At 61.3% G+C, this 17,497-nt stretch carries 29 protein-coding genes; 13 read left to right on the forward strand and 16 right to left on the reverse strand.

Annotated features, from left to right (window positions below; all coding sequences use genetic code 11):
- The first annotated feature begins 6 nt into the window (after window positions 1-6).
- From ACIQUB_RS07055 to ACIQUB_RS07065, 3 genes are read left to right on the forward strand one after another with little or no spacing between them, the layout of a single operon-like run.
- Entirely contained in the window at window positions 7-1,680 is a 1,674-nt protein-coding gene (locus ACIQUB_RS07055) for a nitrite/sulfite reductase (RefSeq protein WP_113235800.1), read from the forward strand.
- The gene (locus ACIQUB_RS07060) at window positions 1,680-2,192 is read left to right on the forward strand and encodes a DUF934 domain-containing protein (RefSeq protein WP_113235854.1); all 513 of its coding nucleotides are present in this window, start codon (window positions 1,680-1,682) and stop codon (window positions 2,190-2,192) included. The genes ACIQUB_RS07055 and ACIQUB_RS07060 overlap by 1 nt, the downstream gene beginning before the upstream one ends.
- A 37-nt stretch (window positions 2,193-2,229) precedes the next feature.
- A complete protein-coding gene (locus ACIQUB_RS07065) occupies window positions 2,230-3,441 on the forward strand; it encodes a UbiH/UbiF family hydroxylase (RefSeq protein WP_113235799.1) in 1,212 nt (403 codons plus the stop codon).
- Here ACIQUB_RS07065 and ACIQUB_RS07070 read toward each other — a convergent pair.
- Together ACIQUB_RS07070 and ACIQUB_RS07075 are read right to left on the reverse strand one after the other, a co-directional pair.
- Window positions 3,421-4,371 (reverse strand): AEC family transporter, encoded by a 951-nt coding sequence (locus ACIQUB_RS07070; protein ID WP_113235798.1) that lies wholly within the window; start codon window positions 4,369-4,371, stop codon window positions 3,421-3,423. The genes ACIQUB_RS07065 and ACIQUB_RS07070 overlap by 21 nt on opposite strands.
- A gap of 74 nt (window positions 4,372-4,445) precedes the next feature.
- On the reverse strand, window positions 4,446-5,195 hold the full coding sequence (locus ACIQUB_RS07075; protein WP_018899958.1) for a cytochrome c biogenesis CcdA family protein: 750 nt from the start codon (window positions 5,193-5,195) through the stop codon (window positions 4,446-4,448).
- Between the two features lie 153 nt (window positions 5,196-5,348).
- On the opposite strand from ACIQUB_RS07075, the gene ACIQUB_RS07080 reads away from it, so the two are divergent.
- Entirely contained in the window at window positions 5,349-7,157 is a 1,809-nt protein-coding gene (locus ACIQUB_RS07080; RefSeq protein ID WP_113235797.1) for a sensor domain-containing diguanylate cyclase, read from the forward strand.
- 16 nt (window positions 7,158-7,173) lie between these two features.
- Here ACIQUB_RS07080 and ACIQUB_RS07085 read toward each other — a convergent pair whose 3' ends face one another.
- The 14 genes from ACIQUB_RS07085 to ACIQUB_RS07150 all read right to left on the reverse strand — a co-directional run bounded on the left by ACIQUB_RS07085 (window position 7,174) and on the right by ACIQUB_RS07150 (window position 14,150).
- Window positions 7,174-7,503: a DUF6665 family protein gene (locus ACIQUB_RS07085; RefSeq protein WP_113235796.1), complete on the reverse strand. Its 330-nt coding sequence runs from the start codon at window positions 7,501-7,503 to the stop codon at window positions 7,174-7,176.
- 181 nt (window positions 7,504-7,684) lie between these two features.
- Window positions 7,685-7,843 carry an entericidin gene (locus ACIQUB_RS07090; RefSeq protein WP_113235853.1) on the reverse strand — a complete coding sequence of 53 codons (159 nt, stop codon included), beginning with the start codon at window positions 7,841-7,843 and terminating at the stop codon, window positions 7,685-7,687.
- 87 nt (window positions 7,844-7,930) lie between these two features.
- On the reverse strand, window positions 7,931-8,197 hold the full coding sequence (locus tag ACIQUB_RS07095) for a DUF2934 domain-containing protein (RefSeq protein WP_081993029.1): 267 nt from the start codon (window positions 8,195-8,197) through the stop codon (window positions 7,931-7,933).
- Between the two features lie 281 nt (window positions 8,198-8,478).
- Window positions 8,479-8,895: a hypothetical protein gene (locus ACIQUB_RS07100; RefSeq protein WP_402929024.1), complete on the reverse strand. Its 417-nt coding sequence runs from the start codon at window positions 8,893-8,895 to the stop codon at window positions 8,479-8,481.
- The gene (locus ACIQUB_RS07105) at window positions 8,892-9,266 is read right to left on the reverse strand and encodes a hypothetical protein (protein ID WP_402929026.1); all 375 of its coding nucleotides are present in this window, start codon (window positions 9,264-9,266) and stop codon (window positions 8,892-8,894) included. The genes ACIQUB_RS07100 and ACIQUB_RS07105 overlap by 4 nt, the downstream gene beginning before the upstream one ends.
- On the reverse strand, window positions 9,263-9,478 hold the full coding sequence (locus tag ACIQUB_RS07110; protein WP_402929027.1) for a hypothetical protein: 216 nt from the start codon (window positions 9,476-9,478) through the stop codon (window positions 9,263-9,265). Before ACIQUB_RS07110 ends, ACIQUB_RS07105 begins: the two co-directional genes overlap by 4 nt.
- Complete coding sequence (locus ACIQUB_RS07115; protein WP_402929029.1) at window positions 9,475-10,131, reverse strand: hypothetical protein; 657 nt, start codon at window positions 10,129-10,131, stop codon at window positions 9,475-9,477. Before ACIQUB_RS07115 ends, ACIQUB_RS07110 begins: the two co-directional genes overlap by 4 nt.
- A 14-nt stretch (window positions 10,132-10,145) precedes the next feature.
- The gene (locus ACIQUB_RS07120) at window positions 10,146-11,333 is read right to left on the reverse strand and encodes a tyrosine-type recombinase/integrase (RefSeq protein WP_402929031.1); all 1,188 of its coding nucleotides are present in this window, start codon (window positions 11,331-11,333) and stop codon (window positions 10,146-10,148) included.
- A 207-nt stretch (window positions 11,334-11,540) separates the two neighbouring features.
- Window positions 11,541-11,795 (reverse strand): hypothetical protein, encoded by a 255-nt coding sequence (locus ACIQUB_RS07125; protein WP_402929032.1) that lies wholly within the window; start codon window positions 11,793-11,795, stop codon window positions 11,541-11,543.
- Complete coding sequence (locus ACIQUB_RS07130) at window positions 11,782-12,060, reverse strand: hypothetical protein (RefSeq protein WP_402929034.1); 279 nt, start codon at window positions 12,058-12,060, stop codon at window positions 11,782-11,784. The genes ACIQUB_RS07125 and ACIQUB_RS07130 overlap by 14 nt, the downstream gene beginning before the upstream one ends.
- Window positions 12,057-12,383: a hypothetical protein gene (locus ACIQUB_RS07135; protein ID WP_402929035.1), complete on the reverse strand. Its 327-nt coding sequence runs from the start codon at window positions 12,381-12,383 to the stop codon at window positions 12,057-12,059. Before ACIQUB_RS07135 ends, ACIQUB_RS07130 begins: the two co-directional genes overlap by 4 nt.
- Entirely contained in the window at window positions 12,380-12,688 is a 309-nt protein-coding gene (locus ACIQUB_RS07140; protein ID WP_402929037.1) for a hypothetical protein, read from the reverse strand. The genes ACIQUB_RS07135 and ACIQUB_RS07140 overlap by 4 nt, the downstream gene beginning before the upstream one ends.
- Window positions 12,685-12,972 carry a hypothetical protein gene (locus tag ACIQUB_RS07145; RefSeq protein ID WP_402929038.1) on the reverse strand — a complete coding sequence of 96 codons (288 nt, stop codon included), beginning with the start codon at window positions 12,970-12,972 and terminating at the stop codon, window positions 12,685-12,687. Before ACIQUB_RS07145 ends, ACIQUB_RS07140 begins: the two co-directional genes overlap by 4 nt.
- A 518-nt stretch (window positions 12,973-13,490) precedes the next feature.
- On the reverse strand, window positions 13,491-14,150 hold the full coding sequence (locus tag ACIQUB_RS07150; protein WP_402929039.1) for a hypothetical protein: 660 nt from the start codon (window positions 14,148-14,150) through the stop codon (window positions 13,491-13,493).
- A gap of 105 nt (window positions 14,151-14,255) precedes the next feature.
- Between ACIQUB_RS07150 and ACIQUB_RS07155 the strand changes: the two genes are divergently transcribed.
- The 9 genes from ACIQUB_RS07155 (at window position 14,256) to ACIQUB_RS07195 (ending at window position 17,494) form a co-directional block, all read left to right on the forward strand.
- The gene (locus ACIQUB_RS07155) at window positions 14,256-14,405 is read left to right on the forward strand and encodes a hypothetical protein (RefSeq protein WP_402929040.1); all 150 of its coding nucleotides are present in this window, start codon (window positions 14,256-14,258) and stop codon (window positions 14,403-14,405) included.
- The gene (locus ACIQUB_RS07160; protein WP_402929041.1) at window positions 14,402-14,821 is read left to right on the forward strand and encodes a hypothetical protein; all 420 of its coding nucleotides are present in this window, start codon (window positions 14,402-14,404) and stop codon (window positions 14,819-14,821) included. Before ACIQUB_RS07155 ends, ACIQUB_RS07160 begins: the two co-directional genes overlap by 4 nt.
- Entirely contained in the window at window positions 14,818-15,000 is a 183-nt protein-coding gene (locus ACIQUB_RS07165) for a hypothetical protein (protein ID WP_402929043.1), read from the forward strand. Before ACIQUB_RS07160 ends, ACIQUB_RS07165 begins: the two co-directional genes overlap by 4 nt.
- A 223-nt stretch (window positions 15,001-15,223) precedes the next feature.
- Entirely contained in the window at window positions 15,224-15,517 is a 294-nt protein-coding gene (locus ACIQUB_RS07170; RefSeq protein ID WP_402929044.1) for a hypothetical protein, read from the forward strand.
- Window positions 15,517-16,320 carry a DUF6551 family protein gene (locus ACIQUB_RS07175; RefSeq protein ID WP_402929046.1) on the forward strand — a complete coding sequence of 268 codons (804 nt, stop codon included), beginning with the start codon at window positions 15,517-15,519 and terminating at the stop codon, window positions 16,318-16,320. The genes ACIQUB_RS07170 and ACIQUB_RS07175 overlap by 1 nt, the downstream gene beginning before the upstream one ends.
- On the forward strand, window positions 16,317-16,580 hold the full coding sequence (locus ACIQUB_RS07180; protein ID WP_402929048.1) for a hypothetical protein: 264 nt from the start codon (window positions 16,317-16,319) through the stop codon (window positions 16,578-16,580). Before ACIQUB_RS07175 ends, ACIQUB_RS07180 begins: the two co-directional genes overlap by 4 nt.
- A 74-nt stretch (window positions 16,581-16,654) precedes the next feature.
- On the forward strand, window positions 16,655-16,906 hold the full coding sequence (locus ACIQUB_RS07185; protein ID WP_402929049.1) for a hypothetical protein: 252 nt from the start codon (window positions 16,655-16,657) through the stop codon (window positions 16,904-16,906).
- Window positions 16,899-17,174, forward strand: coding sequence for a hypothetical protein (locus tag ACIQUB_RS07190; protein ID WP_402929050.1), 276 nt, complete (start codon window positions 16,899-16,901; stop codon window positions 17,172-17,174). The genes ACIQUB_RS07185 and ACIQUB_RS07190 overlap by 8 nt, the downstream gene beginning before the upstream one ends.
- A 2-nt stretch (window positions 17,175-17,176) precedes the next feature.
- A complete protein-coding gene (locus ACIQUB_RS07195) occupies window positions 17,177-17,494 on the forward strand; it encodes a DUF3850 domain-containing protein (RefSeq protein WP_402929052.1) in 318 nt (105 codons plus the stop codon).
- Window positions 17,495-17,497: the final 3 nt, after the last annotated feature.

Below are 17,497 nucleotides of genomic sequence, written 5' to 3' on the forward strand. Positions count from 1 at the left end.
AATACGATGTACCGTTACGACGAATTTGACCACGCCTTTGTCGCCGAGCGCGTCGCGCAGTTCCGCGATCAGGTTGAGCGCCGTCTGTCCGGCGAGCTCGCCGAGGATGCGTTCAAGCCGCTGCGCCTGATGAACGGCGTCTATCTTCAGCTGCACGCCTATATGCTGCGCATCGCCATTCCCTATGGCACGCTGAACTCCAAGCAGATGCGCATGCTGGCCCATGTCGCGCGCACCTACGACCGCGGCTACGGCCACTTCACGACTCGCCAGAACCTGCAGTTCAATTGGCCGAAGCTGTCGGATATGCCCGACGTGCTGGCCGAACTCGCCACCGTCGAAATGCACGCCATCCAGACCTCGGGCAACTGCATCAGAAACGTGACAGCCGACCACTTCGCCGGTGCCGCCGCCGATGAAGTCGCCGATCCGCGCCCCTATGCCGAAATCCTGCGCCAGTGGTCTTCCGTTCATCCGGAATTCTCCTTCCTGCCGCGCAAGTTCAAGATCGCCGTGACGGGTGCCGAGCGCGACCGCGCCGCGATCCAGGTCCACGACATCGGCCTGCATCTGAAGAAGAACGACAAGGGCGAGATTGGTTTTGCCGTCTATGTCGGTGGCGGCCAGGGCCGTACGCCGATGATCGCCAAGCTGATCAAGGACTTCCTGCCGGAAGAGGACCTGCTGTCTTATACGACCGCCGTCATGCGCGTGTATAACCTGCACGGCCGCCGCGACAACAAGTACAAGGCCCGCATCAAGATCCTCGTCCACGAAACGGGCGCCGAAGAGCTGGCCCGCCAGGTCGAGGTCGAGTTCGCGGCGCTGAAGGACACCGAACTGAAGCTCCCGGAAGCCGATGTCGCCGCTATCACCGCCTATTTCGCGCCGCCGGCACTGCCGCAGCGTGCCGAAGGCTGGGAGAACCTTGCGCGCTGGAAGAAGGCCGATCCGGCATTCTCCCGGTGGGTCCATCAGAACGTCCAGCCGCACAAGAACCCCGACTACGGCATGGTGACGATCTCGCTGAAGCCGATCGGCGGCATTCCCGGTGACGCTTCAGACAGTCAGATGGATGCGGTGGCCGATATCGCCGAGGAATATGCCTTCGACGAAATCCGCGTCAGCCACGAGCAGAACCTCATCCTGCCGCATGTGGCGCTGGCCGATCTCGAAGCCGTCTATCGCGGCTTGGTTGCCATCGGTCTCGCCGAAGCCAATGCCGGCCTGATCACCGACATCATTGCCTGTCCCGGCTTGGACTATTGCGCGCTCGCCAATGCGCGCTCCATCCCTGTCGCGCAGGAAATCTCGAAGCGTTTCGGCAACCCCGAGCGTCAGGCCGAGATCGGTGAGCTGAAGATCAAGATCTCCGGCTGCATCAACGCCTGCGGCCACCACCATGTCGGCCATATCGGCCTCTTGGGCGTCGAGAAGAAGGGTGCCGAACTCTACCAGATCACGCTCGGCGGTTCCGGTGATGAGCACACCTCGATCGGCGAAATCATCGGCCGTGGCTTTGAGCCGGAAAAGGTGACGGATGCGATCGAGAAGATCGTCGACACCTATCTCGGCCTGCGCAACGATCCGTCCGAAATCTTCCTCGATGCTTACCGCCGCGTCGGTCCGCAGCCGTTCAAGGATGCGCTCTACGGTGATTCCAAGGCGGAGGCTGCATGATGACCAGGATCTGGAGAGAAACCGGCTTCGTCGAGAACGACCCCTGGGTCATCGAGACCGAAGAGGTGAAGGCCGGCGAGGGGCAGAAGCCTCTGCTCAGCCTTGAGGAACTGGTGGCCAAGGCCGACGAGAGCAACGAAGTCGGCTTCGGCGTGCTGATCAAGCCCGCCGACGACGTGCGCAAGCTCGAGCCCTATCTCTATCGCCTCGAACTCGTGGCGGTGGCGTTTCCTGCCTTCAACGACGGCCGCGCCTTCAGCCATGCATCGCTGCTGCGCGAGCGTCTCGGCTATACGAACGAACTGCGCGCCGTCGGCGATGTCCTGATCGACCAGGTGCCGTTGATGCTGCGTTGCGGCATCGATAGCTTCGCGGTGACCAACGAGACTGCGATAAAGCGTCTCACCGAAAAGCGCTTGCCGGAGATTCCGCATTATTATCAGCCGACTGCGCGTGACGCGGAGCCGGGCAAGAGCTATAGTTGGCGCCGTCAGGCGAAGCCGGCGGCATAAGGCCGGCTCGCCGTTTCAGAATTTGCGGAACGGTGCAATGAAGACTTTCGAAATCGCGGTGATCGGCGGCGGACTGGCCGGAATGATCGCCGCAATCGCCCTTGGACGCGGCGGACGCAACGTTGCACTCGTTGCGCCGCCGGCCCCAAGGGAAGACCGCCGGACCACGGCGCTGATGGATCAGTCGATCCGCTTCATCGACCGGCTGACGTTCTGGGAGCGCCTGCGTCTTTCCTCCGCGCCGCTCTCGACCATGCGCATTATCGACGGTACAAATCGGTTGCTGCGCGCGCCGACCGCGACCTTCCGTGCCGCCGAAGTCGGGCTCGAAGCCTTCGGCTATAATTTTCCCAACAAGGCATTGATGGAAGTGCTGGAGGCGGCCGCTGCCGCCGAGGGCAACATCACGCGCTTTACTGCCTTTGCCGACGTGATCGATGTCACGGAAGACGCCGTCTCCATCTCGCTCGACAATGGCGAAACGCTCACCGCCGATTTCGCGATCGGCGCCGATGGCCGCAAGTCGAAGCTGCGCGAGACTGTCGGTATTGACGTCAAGAAATGGTCCTATCCGCAATCGGCCATGGTGCTGAATTTCCAGCATTCCCTGCCGCACGAAAACATCTCCACCGAGTTCCACACGGAAAACGGCCCCTTCACCCAGGTGCCGCTCCCCGGCAATCGCTCAAGCCTCGTCTGGGTACAGAGTCCGTCGGATGCTCAGACGCGCAGCGAGCTTTCGTTGGCCGAACTTGGCAACGTCGTCGAGGAGCGCATGCAATCGCTGCTCGGCAAGGTGACGGTCGAGGAGGGCGTGCAGATCTGGCCGCTATCGGGCATGATGGCGCATCGCTCGGGCAAGGGCCGGGTGGCGCTGATCGGCGAGGCCGCGCACGTGTTTCCGCCCATCGGCGCGCAGGGGCTGAACCTCAGCTTGCGCGATGTCATGGCGCTGACCGATATCCTCTGTGACCGACCGGAACTGCCGATCTCCAAGGATGCCGGCAGCCAGTTCGACCGCAAGCGTCGCGTTGATATCATGACCCGTACGGCAAGCGTCGATGTGCTGAACCGCTCACTTCTCTCCGATTTCCTGCCGATGCAGGTGCTGCGCGCGGCCGGCCTGCACATCCTGGCCGCCGTTCCGCCGTTCCGCAGTATGGTGATGCGCGAGGGTGTCGAACCCGGGCGCGGCCTGCGCGCGATCCCGGATGCGATCAAGGAACATCTACGTCGGAAGAAAGCCTGACTTCATCGCGATCAGGAACAGCGACACGGTCACCACGGATAGCGTCGTGGTGATCAGGATCGTGGCCGACGCCCGTTCCTGCCAGACGCCGTAGAGTTGGCCAATGACGAAGACGTTGGTCGCCGTCGGTAGAGTGGCAAGCAGGACGGCGGCGTAAATCCACACCGGATCGAAGCCGCCGACGGTCGTCAGCGCGAGGTAGACCACGATCGGGTGGATGATCAGCTTGGCCGGGACGATGTAGCTGATCTCAACAGGAATACGCCGCATCGGTCTCAGCGCCAGCGTGACACCCATGGCAAATAGCGCACATGGAGCGGCGGCCTGAGCGAGATAATCGATGAAGCGCTGAAAGGCCGCCGGCTGCGGTATCTCGAAGCCGGCCGCGACGAAACCAAGTGCGGTCGACAAGATGAACGGATGCAGCGCCACCTTGCGCGCGATATCGAACGCCAGCCGTCCACGCGAACGCTTGTCGTCACCCGATGCCGCCATCATTGCCGGCGCGACGATGAAGTGGACGGCGTTTTCGATGCAAACGATCAAGGCTACGGGGACGGCGGCCCCTTCACCGAGCGCGATCAGCGCAAGACCGGGACCCATGTAGCCGATATTGCCGTAGGAACCGGCAAAGGCCTGGATCGTGCTGTCGGCAAACGAGTTGCGGCGCAGAAAGCGGCCGATCAGAAACATCGCGATGAAGATCGAATAGGTGGCGGCGAGATCCGTGACGATGAAGTCTATCCGCGTCAAATCCTCGAACGGGGTGCGCGACACCAGCTTGAAATAAAGCGCGGGCAGGGCGGCATAGACGATGAAAGTGTTCAGCCACCCCATCGCCTCGGCCGGTTGCTTGGTCACCTTGGCGGCGATGAAGCCAATGACGATCAGGCCGAAGAACGGCAGGAGAAGACTGACGATGTCGGCCAAGGGTCATTCCAATGCTGGCGCCGATGTGGCGCTATAGGCGGCCAAGACGGCTTGTCGGTGGGAGGAGCCTAGGCTTAGCCGATTTTCATCAGGATTGGAAAGGTCTGCTGGAACCAGATTGCGGCGTCGCTGACAAAACCGAAGATGAAGGCGAGGCCCGTCAGGATCAGGAACACGCCCATCACTTTCTCGACCGTGCCGAGATGGCGGCGGAAGCGCGTGAGGAAGCCCATGAAGGCGCCGGAAAAGCCGGCGGCGATCCAGAAGGGGATGGCGAGCCCGAGCGAATAGACGGCAAGCAGGCCAGCGCCCGAGCCGACTGTTTCGCGCGAGGCGGCAACGCCCAGGATGGCGCCGAGCACCGGGCCGATGCATGGCGTCCAGCCAAAAGCGAAGGCGAGCCCCATCACATAGGCGCCCGTCAGCGTCGCCGGCTTGCCGCTGCCCTGGAAGCGTGCTTCCCGCGCCAGAACGCCGATGCGGAAGACGCCAAGGAAGTTCAGGCCCATGACGATGATGATCAGCCCGCCGATCTTGGAGAGCAGATCGAGATGCTGACGCAGCGCCATTCCGATGCTCGATGCGCCGGCCCCGAGCGCCACGAAGACGGTGGCAAAGCCGAGTGTGAAGAACAGCGCCGAAAACAGCACGCCGCGCCGAACATCCGGAGCAACCGTGACCGCCCCGCCACCCCGGAACTGCTCGACGGAAATGCCGGCCATGTAACAGAGATAGGGCGGCACCAGCGGCAGCACGCAGGGCGAAAGAAACGACAGGGCGCCGGCAAGCAAGGCACTCAACAGGGAAATATCGGCAATCGACACGCGGTTCTCCGGCGCAGGGCATTGGAGCGCAGTCCTAGCGCAGCCGGTGGCCCGCCGCCAATCACCTTTTTGCGTCTCGCGTCTCGGGAGCTTGGATAGGCCGATACAACCTGTGTTAATTGTCTGGCAATTCGGATGCCCTAATATACCCTCATGCGGATCAGCGTCATCACCAACTGGGCCTACGGAGTGACGGTTGTTCTGACCGTGCTGTCGGGCTCTGCCTTCATCCTGTCTGCCACAAGCGCCACCCGCGAACGGATCGCGGTCGAGGAACATCTGGCGCTGGACGATCTCGCCGACGAACTGGCGCTGGGCGCCGAAGAGCGCACCGATGAAGCGCGCCTCTATGTCATGCGCGACGACATCAGGCATCTCGATGCCTTCCAGGGCAAGGAAGGCGAGGAGCGCCGGCGCGAGCGCGCGATCCGGGGCGTCCGCGAACTGGGTGCAGCACCGATCGAATTGCAGGCGCTTGAAGACGTGGAGAAAAGCGCCGACGTACTCGACAAGATCGAGGAAGAAGCGATCGCCGCGTATCGCAACGGCGATCAGGCGGGCGCCCGCCAGACCTTGTTCGGGCCGGAACACGACCGCCTGCAGACCGCATTGCTCGCTACTGTTACGCGCTTCCGCGATCTCGCGAACGCGCGTACGCAGTCGGTCATGCACAACACCCAGCTGCGCAGCGACTGGTGGGGTTTCATCGCCAAGACGCTGCTCGCCGTCACTGCCGCCCTGTTTCTGAGCGTGCTTTATTTCATCCTGAAGCGTCGCGTCGCTATGCCTTTGATGCGCATGACCGGCATCGTCACGCGTCTTGCCAAGCAGGATTACGCGGTGGACGTGCCGCTCGATCGCCGCCGCGACGAGATCGGCGAGATGAATGAAGCCATTCACATCTTCCGAGAAAACGGGTTGGAACGCGATCGTCTGGACGCCGAGCGCCGGCGCGACCAGCAGACGAAGGACCTGATTCTGCAGATGATGCACCGCTTGCAGGCCTGCCAGGCGCAGGACGAACTGGCCGAAGTCGTGGCCCTGTTCTCCCCGCAGATCTTCCCGGATCTCGCCGGCAACCTCTACATCATGAACGAAAGCCGCTCGACATTGTCGCGCATCTCCTCATGGCACGAGCCGCAGCGCTCCGAGCCTGTATTTCCGGCGACGGCCTGCTGGGGCCTCAGGCGCGGCCGCCCGCATGTGAGCTCGCACGAACACGGCGACATCAGCTGCCAGCATCTCGACCAGTCCGATACGATGGGACTCTGCGTTCCGCTGACGGCGCAGGGCGATGTCGTCGGGCTCCTCTATTTCGAGGAGCGGCCGCAGGGCCATATGGAGGCGGAGGCGTCGCGCCTCTATCTCGAGCTGATCGCCGAAAACATCGGCCTTGCCGCCGCCAACCTGCAACTGCGCGACAAGCTCACCAACCTCTCCATTCGCGACGCGCTGACGGGGCTCTATAACAGGCGCTCGCTCGACGAAGATATGAACAATCACGCACGCGATCGCGAGCTGGAGCAGCTCAGCTGCATGATGGTCGATATCGATCACTTCAAGCGCTTCAACGACGAGTTCGGCCATGACGCCGGCGACGAGGTCATGCGCTACGTCGCGCAGACCATTCTCGACACGATCGGCGACGCCGGCCGTGCCTATCGCTTCGGCGGCGAGGAGTTCACGGTCCTGCTGCCTGATATCGGCGATGCCGAAGGATTCGACATCGCCGAGCGCCTGCGCTCCAACATCCGCGGACTGGCGCTCTCGCATCGCGGCCGCATTCTCGGGCCGATCTCGGTGTCGATCGGCTTCGGCTCTCTGTCTGAAGGCGCTGCCGTCTCGACATTGCTGACACGCGCCGACGCGGCATTGCTGCAAGCGAAGGCGGAGGGGCGCAACAGGACAGTCATGGCCTCGGTGCTGATGCCGGAGGATAGCAAGAGGCGTGGCTCCGCCTGAAGGGCGAGGTGATCGCTTACTTCTCAGTCGATCCAAGCCGCACGAGGACCTCGTCCGGAATGCCGTACCGCTGGATGACATCGCGGCTGTTGCGCAGACCGCAAATCTCGCGCTGGACGAACAAATCCCATATGGCGTCCGCCGCCTTTCGAAGGCGAGCGTCGCGGTCGTCCTGGCCATGTCGCGCCGGATCCCAAGCCTTCAGATCAGCCAAGGCTGCTTCGGCCTTCAGCCCGCTGCGTCCAAGCGAGTTCGCTCGCTCCGCTCTCAATTCGTATTCGAGAACATTGAACCCGCTCTCGACCGAGAAAGGCTGCCTCAGTGATTGCGGCGGACGAACGGTCATGACGATACCCTCATGCTCGCGCTCACCTATACTGTGGGCGAGCATAGCTCGTTTGGCGAATACGGTGACAGAGTAAGGGTGATCAGCTTGCCGGTAAAGATAGCCGCCGAGGCAATCGAGATGCCCCGGCCGAGAAGCTGCTCTTCGGAGTGTGGTGATAACCGAGCCGCAGCTAGCCGCCTTACTTGGCGGCGGCGTTGCCAACCCGGTTGCCCGCATTCTGCGTCGCATCGACGGTGTTGGCCGCATCCTTGCCCATGCCGCGGATCGTATTGCCGCAGGAGCTGAGGGCCAGCATGACGCAAAGAGCAGCCGCGATCTTCGTGGTGATGGAAGTCATGTCGCAATCCTTTTCGTGGAACCTGTGACACAACGCATGGATCGGCAGCTGGTTGCATTCCATTGCCGTTCACGTATGCCTGTCGCGCTATGGCTGCTCGCGCATCCCTGGCGTCGCTTCCCGCTCGTCGGCATCTTCCAGATCCGTCTTCACGATGAAGGCATCGGTATGCTGCCTTGCCGCCTCCCTGAGCGCCTCGAGGTTCGGCACATCATCACCCTCGATCTGGTCGCCGCCATGATTGATCTCATGCTCGGCCTGCGACCAATGCTCTTCATGACGTCCCTCAGGTCTGCCTTCGCGCTCCCAGATGGCATGAGCGCGGTCGCGGATATCTTTTTCACGGTCTGACATGATGTTCTCCGATGTTTTCCATCGCTAGAACTGGCGGCGGGCATCAAATGTTCCGCAGGCGGCCGGGGAACCGGAAAATATAATCCCGGCTGACGGCCAGATGGTGCCTGTGGGACTTTCGATCTGTCCCAAAAGTCCGATGGCAATCTGCTAATTAATTGATTTAATGGTGAGAGCGATGGGGCTCGAACCCATGACCTACTGATTAAAAGTAAGTTGTGCAGCCAGCAAAAACAGATACTTAGCTGATAAAGGCCGTGGGATTTTGTTTGATCTCGTCGCTATCCGTCGCCTTCTGTTTCGCGCTCTAAGTCGTCCTTCAGCCGCTCGTCGATTTGGGCTTGTAGATCCGGCAGGTCATGGTGGCGCCAGGCTTCACACAGCTGGGTGATCACCATATCGGTCTCGCCGTAGAGCATCTCGATTTCCTGCAAGAGCCCGGCGATGTCGTTCAACCTAGTCGTGGCGAACTTATGCACGTTGTGAGGGGTTTGCCGGTTCAAGGTGCGGAAACCAACTTTGCGGGCTGAGCCGATCTTTCGGCGCCAGCCCTTCTTCGCGGCTGCGTTTATCTCTGCGAGCATGGGGATAGAGGCATCGACGACGGCATTGCCATACTGGCCAGCTTCGCAATTGCAAAACTCCCAGCTGGCATCGAACCTGGTGCATGGGCAATCCTTGTCGTGGCCGGCCGTCATCGATCGCCATCCCTCTCTACGGGCGCTGGTGGCTCCCCGTGGCTTGACGCTGTGTCAAGCGCTCTGATTTTGGCGGCGATGGCCGAATGCTTGCCAGCATATTCACCAGCGATAGCCGCGGCCTGTTCGATCGCGATCTCAAAGCCGTCGATGCAGCCGATGACGTAGCCGCGATCAGAGCGCAGTCGGTCGATGGTCGCCTGCAACTCGGCTATGCGAGCGTCATAGATCTCGATGAGCATGCTGTAGTGGCGATCAGCCGCGCTCGGCACGAAGCCGGGAACGTAATCCGGCTTTCCCGCGCTGATCTCGTGGCCGTTTTCAAGCGCCGCGCGCTTCTCTAGCCATTCCTTGGTGATGGGGAGCTTCATGCTGCCTCCCCGAACCGGAGGGCATATTCCTCAGCGACAACATTGGCGGCCGAGACATCCCACGAATATGAAGGGTGGCCGAACGGCACGCCTATATTGGCGATGTAATCGCGATAGGCCTGGCGCGCGAATGGAAGCGCCTCGGCGGCCTTCATGTTCCACCCCTTGGCGATGGCAATCCAGATGCGGAAAACAAACTGTGCCCTGGTCATTCCCCGCCTCCCATAGGAGAGGACAGAGCGGCGCGGATGCGGAGGAGCGTTCCCTCAACCTTGTCGATCAGGGCGGAGGCGTCGCAAAGCGGCTGGCTCATCGTTTCGTTCGCCGCAAGATTAATGTCCTGTTGAGCATCCAAAAGGTCCTCAATCAGGGCATCAATATCATCCAAAGACGGAAGTTCGCGCCCCATCGAACGCTCAGCGGGAGCCGGCGAAAGGGAAGCGCCCAACTCGGGTATGGACGCAAGCGGTAGCATCGAGAAGTAGACGTGTCGGTGCGCGTCGAAGGCTTCCCCCATGATCATACCATCTGATGCTACAGTCTCTTTGAAGGCGTCGCACGCGCCTTGGTAGTCGTTGCCGCTTGCATCGACAGCGAACACCCAACCTTCTTTGAAGCCGTCTCGGAAGGCCATCCCGAACGCTTCGTTGGCAGGGTCGAAGGCGGAGTTAACGTCCGCCGCAGTCGCCACCACATTATGAGTGGGTGATGGGGCCTGCTGTCGGCGGGCTGCGTCCTCTTTATTCACGAGATCCAGCTGCTCGATAAATATAGCCTTCCATCGATCGTCGGCCGGAAACTTACCGGCAATAAAGCCCTTAAGGTTTTGTATCCAGACAAGCTCCATAAGCGTCGCTTTTTCCATTCTACCCTTCCTCGTTAAACTGCCATGTCGATGCTAGCGCCAGCGTCGAACCATTCGACCATCTTGCCGATCGCGGTCGTTGCCATATCCGGATGGATGGCCAGGTAGTGGCGCAGAATGTCGGTTGCGGTCTTCAGGCTGTGGCCGGTGATCGCGCAGATCTCGGCGATCGTTGCGCCGGCGAGCGCCAGCCAGGTGACGGCCGTCGCGCGCAGATCCTTCTCCATGATCGTGGCGCAGCTCTTGCACTTCTTGGCCGCCTCGAGCCGGACCTCTGCGAATAGCTGGCGATAGGTCCAGTGGTTCCACGGCTCCCAGGTGCTCTCATTTATGTGTAGCTTGGTGCTGACCACCTTCTGAACCTTGCGGCGGCGGTAGCCTTCCTCGATCCGAGCCATGTACTGCGGCGAGACGGGCGGGTTGACGATCGCCCTGGTCTTGCCCTGGTAGACAATGAAGCGGCCGTTGCGCACGGCGCTGGTCTCGAGCTGCAGGCGGTCGCCCTGGCGCTGGCCAGTCCAGACGCCGCAATAGATCATGTCGGCGACGTCTACGCGCTTCTTCTTCTTTTCGGCCGCCCAGATCAGCCATTTGAATTCTTCCGGCGTGATGAACCGAGCCCGCGGATCCGGCGTCTCCATATCGAGATCCCGGCAGGGATTGACTGGGATCTTCACCTTTCCGCGCTGCATCGCCCACTTGATGGCGCGGCCGAGGGCGCCCATGGTGCCGCGCGCGGTCGACACGCCGCGCTCCTCGAGGAGCGTTTCATAAAGGCCGTAGCAGATCTGATAGTCCAGCGACGTGACCTCGCTCGCCCAGAGATCCGGATCGTGATCGCCGAGCAGCATGATCTTCTGGCGATAGTCCTGCTGGGTGCGGTCGGCCTTCAGCTGCAGGCGCGGGTTCTTCAACCATTCCTCGGCAAGCTTCGAAACGGGATAAGTGCCTTGCGGCTTTGGCGGCGGGGCGAGAGGAATAACGCCGGTACCGCCGGCGTCGATATCGTCCTGGACAAGCTTCGTGTTGCCGAACTTGTTCGACCAGTCCATGGCCTCGCCCTCGGTGAACCATGCACCGTCGCGATGCTTGAGGTCCCTCGGCGTATAGCCGAGGTTGCGCAGGCCTGGTCCAGGCTTGAAGCGCGGGCGGCCGTCGCGCCATTCGACGTATTTGATTTTGACGGGTTTCTTGGAGGCCATGACTATACTCGATGTTCGCAAAAACAGATCGGCCCGGCAGCCACGCGAAACAAAGACTGCCGGGCCGTTGACAGGCGCTGGGATTGGGGCGGAGGCGCCTGCAGGGGAGCTATCGCCTGGTGTGTGTCACCAGGCTGATCCCTCCCAAGAGAAAGACGGCGAGCACGATCTCGCCGACGAAGGTCCAGCCGAGGAGCGTCACGGCCATCAATGGAGCTGCGCCATCTTGGCGCTGCGGGCATCGCGGCGGCGCTTCTTCAGGAGTTCCATGCTTTCCAGAACGGTCGCCTCGACGATCAGCGAGGTGCGATACTCCTGAGCCTTCAGCATGTGCGCCTCGAGCTCAAGCACGGCCTCCGTCGCGCCATGGTGTTCCTTCAGCGCCTCGATAAGAGCGTGCATCAGTTTGTCCTGCGGATCGCTGGTGGCGATCAGGCGCTCGATGAGCTCAACCGTTTCCATTGCCTGTTCCTTTCAGCTTGTCGCGGGCGATCGTGCCGGCGATCGTGAGATCGAGGCCGCCGCCACTGGTCGCCTTGACCAACTCGAGGCGTCGGAGCGCTTCGATCGTCGAGGCGGGAAAGCGCGTGCTGCCGAGCATCCAGGTCGCACCGTAGTCGCGCTGGTTGCGATAGAAGCCGACGGCCGAGAGCGCCTTGCGCTGCTGGGCGGTAAGCGCCTTCATGGGATTGGTGACGGCAGGGTTTTCGGAGATCGGAGTCGTCATGCTTCGATGCTCTCGATGTATGCGCGGCTCAGATGGGCGTGGCGGATCCACCGCTGGTCGATCAGATCCTTGTAGCTGTCGGCAATCGCCTGATAGCCACCCGGTTCAACCAAATTCGCTGCAACGCTGGAATGGGTCATGACCTGCATGGCCATGATTGCAAAGAGCAGATACTTTGGATCCTCGCCGCGATTGAGCTCGTCATCGACCCACTGCTGAAAATGTTCCGCCCAGGTGCTTGTGCTTGATCTAGCCATGATCCGCATTATCGGATCGTCGCCAAGCAAAGCCTCCTCGGCTCCGATGTTTTTCACCGGTCTCATGCCGCGTCCTCCTGGTCCTCGTAATAGCCGTCGCCATCGCTTTCGATCAGGCTCGCGGCCGTGACGTTGGCCATGGTGCAGGGAATGCGGCTGATGACCTGGTCGTCCTCGTCGATCGAGAACTCGGATCCGCACTCGAAGCGGAAAGCCGCTTTGTCATCCATGTTGGCCTGGTAGCCGTCGTCGCCCTCTTCATCGGGGAAAAACTTCTTGTCGAAGTAGCTCTCCTGCAGGGGCGCGCTGCAGAGAGGGCAGCCGTCCTGCTCTTTCAGTCGCTCGAGGCGGCACTGCAGCAGCGTCTTCATGCCCGTCCTCCGCTGTACTTCGCGCGGAGACGCGCATTCTCGTTGGCGGCGATGACAGCGAGCGGCATGGCGGGCGGCTCGGGCGCTTCGGCGGCCTGGGGAGCGATCGCGCCCTCGAGCCAGGCTTCCATCGCCTTGCGCGGCCAGGCCCAGGCAGACGGCACCTTGCGCGGCATTCCGTCTTTCTGGTGCATGCGCAGCCAGTTGCGCTTAATCCAATCTTCCTTCCGGCCGAGCGCTTGGGCGAGCTCGTCGATCTTCACCAGGCGGTCCTGCAAATGCATGTTTCGCTCCTGCAAATCAGTTGTGCAGGGCGAGCATATTCATCATTTTCACTTTTAATCAAGCGAGAGTTCATGAATTCAGGGAATTTAGTGATGGCAGGCGCGTGCTAAGCAATGACGAAGTCACCTTTTTCCACACTATGCGTTCATTTCAATATCGGCGAGGATCGGAAAGATTTATGGCGGTTAGGTAGGGGCAGAAATGCGGAATATGCTTGGAGCGGCCGGCTCATTATTGGCTTTTATCGCGTCGCTCGCCGTGTCTGGGTTTTATCTTGTGGCTTTCTTCGAGGGCGCGGATCTCTGGTTTGGCTGGCACGGTTGGTGGGTCGCCGTAATTGCGACAGTTGCCATGTTTGTACTTGGACCAGTCGGCTCGGTGGCAATCGCCGTTATTGGTGGGTATGGGGCGCTTTACGGATGGGGCTGGCACTGGGCGCTATGCGCAGTTGTCTTCTTCCCAGGGCTGGCAGGGATAGTCGGCTACGCGCTAATGTCCGGCGCAGCATCGATCTTCTCTACGCGGCGTGACGCTCTCTAAAGGAGGCGATGACTACGCCTCGAACCACAACCCGGTCGTTGTCGATCAACAGCGGCTTAACGAGCGAACGATCAAGAGTTGAAGCCACGAGAAACGGGTCCTCGAATATGCGGAATACCGTCTCGGCCTTGCCGTTTCGGTCGTAAACCTGCGCGCACACGATGTCACCAGCTAGCGGCTTGCCGTTGAGGTCGACCATCAGTACGTCACCGGAAAGGTAGCCTGCTGCTTCCAGGCAGCGGGATCGCAAGATCCAAGGATCCACGCCGTTCCTGTCGGCTTTCAAGGCTTTGACAGCGCCGTCGACGACCTCGAGCGGTTCAGCCTCATATCGGGAGCTCTCAGTTTCAGCCAGGCCGCGTGGCTTGGCGTGCAGCGTATTCTCGTACGCTTTGACGCCTGTCGCCTCCTCGACGAGCATAATCGTCGAGGGCTCCAGCTGCGCTTTCTTATCCGGATCATTGCGGAATTTGGCGAACGTCGAAGGGTTGACCCCCGTTCGACGAGACAGTTCCGCGACCTTCCATCCTTTTGCTCTCAGGACGAAGTCGAGCCAATCCAGCTGTTTTCTACGAATATTTTCCACAACGCAAAACATATGGTGGAGGAGATCACTAAGAAATTCTTGAACAGTCACTTGACGAAATCACGCAAATCACTCTTTTCATGAAATTAGTGACAAAGGAAGAGCGTGATGCAGCTGACCTGGAAGATAGTTGATGAGTGGCGAGCGGAGCGGGGTATGACCCGGTCGGACCTCGCGAGGCGTGCTGGAATTCCCGAGCGCACCATCTATTCCGGCCTCCGCAAGGGCGCCCGCTTGCAGGCCGCGACCACCGCAGTCGTCCGATCGGTTTTCCCCGAAAAGTTCCGCGAGGAGGAAGAGCGGTGAGTGATGTGAAAAACATACTTCGAAGAGAGTATGGGCGCGGCCGTTCAGTCGTCGCCTTTCTGGCCGATCTGATCCTCGGCGGCGCGCCTCCCAAGAAGCCTTTGCCGGAGATCTTCTTCTGCCCCGTCATCTTCGCCAACGGCCGCGACGATGACACGGAAGGCCTGCGCGCCTTCTTCGAAAATCGCCCCGTCATGTGCCGCGGCGAAATGGTTCCTCACGGCCACGTCAATCTGCGGGTCGACGACCTTCGTCTGTCAGTGTCGTCGATCTGGCTTCGCTCCGGTGAGCAGATCGTCGGCGTGCTCGGCAGCCCGGCGCCAGGCCGTCCGATCGCAACGGTCGATGTGGGCCACGGCTTCTTCAGGACGATAGAAGGCCGCTCGATCGGCGTGAATTGCCCGGTGCAGCCATGAGGCGCGTCGGCCAGTATCTCATCGATGCCGACCAGGCGGAGCACTGCCTCGAGCTCTGGGCGTCGAAGCGCTTCGACACGCTGGATATCGCCCGGTTCCTTCGCATCCCCGAGCATGTGGTCTGCCGGACGATCCAGGCGGCCCGGGACATCATCATTATGGAAAGGGCAAAAGCATGATGGGTTTTCCTATCCCTTCCATATTCTTCCAAAAGCCGGTCGTGCCGCCTGCGCCTAAGGCCGAGGGGATCGCGTACGTCGTCCGCCACGACAGCTGGGCGCCCGGTCACCAGGTCCTCACGCGCATTTACCGCAGCGAGCAGGAATTCAGGATGGCTCATATCCATGAGCCGGGGATCCGCTTCCTCTATCGGATCCGTATCCGGGCAAAAGGCGCTCGCCGATGAAATCTCGCGCCTTTGCCACTTCCCGCGATCTCGGCGACCCGGAAGGCGAGCTCGAGGACAACACTGCCGTCCACCAGGCGTTGCTCGACGAGCTCAACGGTCATGCGGCCGCCGACGGCTGGGCCGGAACGACCGTCACCCAATACCTGATCATGTGTGACCAGGTGAGCATCACCGTCGTGCCGGGTCCTGCGTTCGCGGCGATCGACGACCTGCGCCAGGCCTACCTGCGATATCGCAAGGCGGCCGCCGCAGAGAACGACAACCACAACCAAGGAAGGCTGATCTGATGCAAGGCGTGAACATGCAGATCGGCGACGCTCCGGAGCTCGCGTTCATCGATGTCGGATCCATCCGCGTCGATGCCAGCTACCAGAGGCCGCTGAAAGAGCGACGAGTGGCGCAGATCCTGCGCGATTTCACCTGGTCCCAGTTCGGAACGTTGATGCTCGTCGACCAGGGCGACGGCACCTTCACTGTCTACGACGGGCAGCACCGCCTGGCCGCCGCCACCCGACATCCTGGCATCAATCAGGTGCCGGCCGCGATCGTCAGGCTCGACCAGGCATACGAGGAAGCGCAGAGCTTCCTCGGCGTCAACCTCAACCGCTCGGCGATATCGACAGTGGAGAAATACTGGGCAGGCATCGAGGCCGGCGACGAAACGATGATGCGGATCTGCGCGGTCCTCGATGAGGCCGGCTGCGAAGTCGTTCCTCCTGGCACGAAGACGCCGGCGCCGAACCGCACGAGCTCGATCTCGGCGATCGAGCGGGCGATCCGGTCCTACGGCGACAAGGCTGTTACGCAGGCTTGCCTGACCTTGGTCGCGGCCTGGTCGAAAGACAATGGCGCGCTCAACGGCTCGCTGATCCAGGCGATCGCCCGTCTCTACCGCAACAATCGCGACCTGGACGAAGCGCGCCTGGTCACCAAGCTGCGCGGGAAGGATCGCAAGATCCTGACGGCCGACGCCGAGGCGCTGCGGAAGATGGGCGGCGGCGACGCGCCGCTCGCGCTCTCGAAGGCCATCGTCGAGATCTACAACAAGGGCCTGCAACTCAACCACATACAGATTGGAGCGAAGCGATGACCACGAAACCTATTAGCGAGCAAGAGTTCATCGAAATGGCGAAGCGCTGCAGCGATGAAATCAAGGAGCTCCGCGCCACCATCGATAGGCTCCGTCCTAAAGCTGACGCGTATGACAGCGTCTGCATCATTCTCGGTCTCCTGCCGAGGCGCAGTGAGAGTTTTGGCGAGGATCTCGCCTGGAAACTCGATCGTCGAATTGACGAGCTCAAGAAGGCGAAGGCGCCTGTGCCGACCGACGCCGAGCTTGCCACCGAATAAGCTTCGATACCCGCGCTGGCTTTTGTCCGTTGTTGCCGGCGCGGGCACTGCACCAAAAAACACCAGAGAAGAAAATGAAGCAGCGGACACCATACCGGCCGGACCAGGGGCAAGCGCTCGCGCGTATTGAGGCGAGCCGCAGCCGGCTGAAGATTACCCAGGAGGATCTGGCAGAGGCTGCCGATCTCTCCATTCGCACCTACCGCCGCATGATCAAATCCGGGCTTGGCTTCCAGCGCCAGATCCGGGCGCTGCGGTTTGCGCTGCGGACAATCGAGGCGAAGCGCCGATCGGCGGAGAAGATGTTCGAGGGGCACGATGGCTGAATTGAGGATCGTTAAGCGCGCCGCGTCGGTGGCGCTGAAGGGCATTCGCTTCTGCCTGGCTGCAAGCGAGCTCAAGACCGCCGATCGGCGGGCAGTCGAGATCTACCTGTTGGTGACAATCTGCGGCGTCTCCCAGCCGCTGGCCGCCGAGGTCTGCGGCTGCACCAAGCAAAACGTCTCCAAGCTACTGCGCGCGGTCGAGGATCGGCGCGACGACAATAATTTCGACGTGGCTCTCGGCCGCCTCGAGCAAGCAATCGGAGTTTGAGCATGGGAACCACGCACTACCTGAAATGCCTGGCGCCGTTCTATGACGCGATCGAGCGCGGTGACAAGAGTTTCGAGATCCGGCTCGACGATCGCGCCTACCAGACTGGCGATCTCCTGGCGCTTGAGCGCCATGATCCGGACGTCGGGCCGCTCGATCGCAGCGGGATGTTTCCGCCACCGCCGGCGCTGGTGGTGGAGGTCACCTTCGTTCTTCGTGGTGGCCAGTTCGGTCTCGAGACGGGATATGTCGGCATGGCTGTTCGTCGTGCTGAAGCGACAGAGCCCCGATCGGCGAAACTCTCGCCGTTTCAGTCATAGCGC

Origin of the sequence: Rhizobium sp. NPDC090275, from assembly GCF_044772225.1 — a bacterium.
In the GTDB taxonomy this organism is placed as follows: domain Bacteria; phylum Pseudomonadota; class Alphaproteobacteria; order Rhizobiales; family Rhizobiaceae; genus Rhizobium.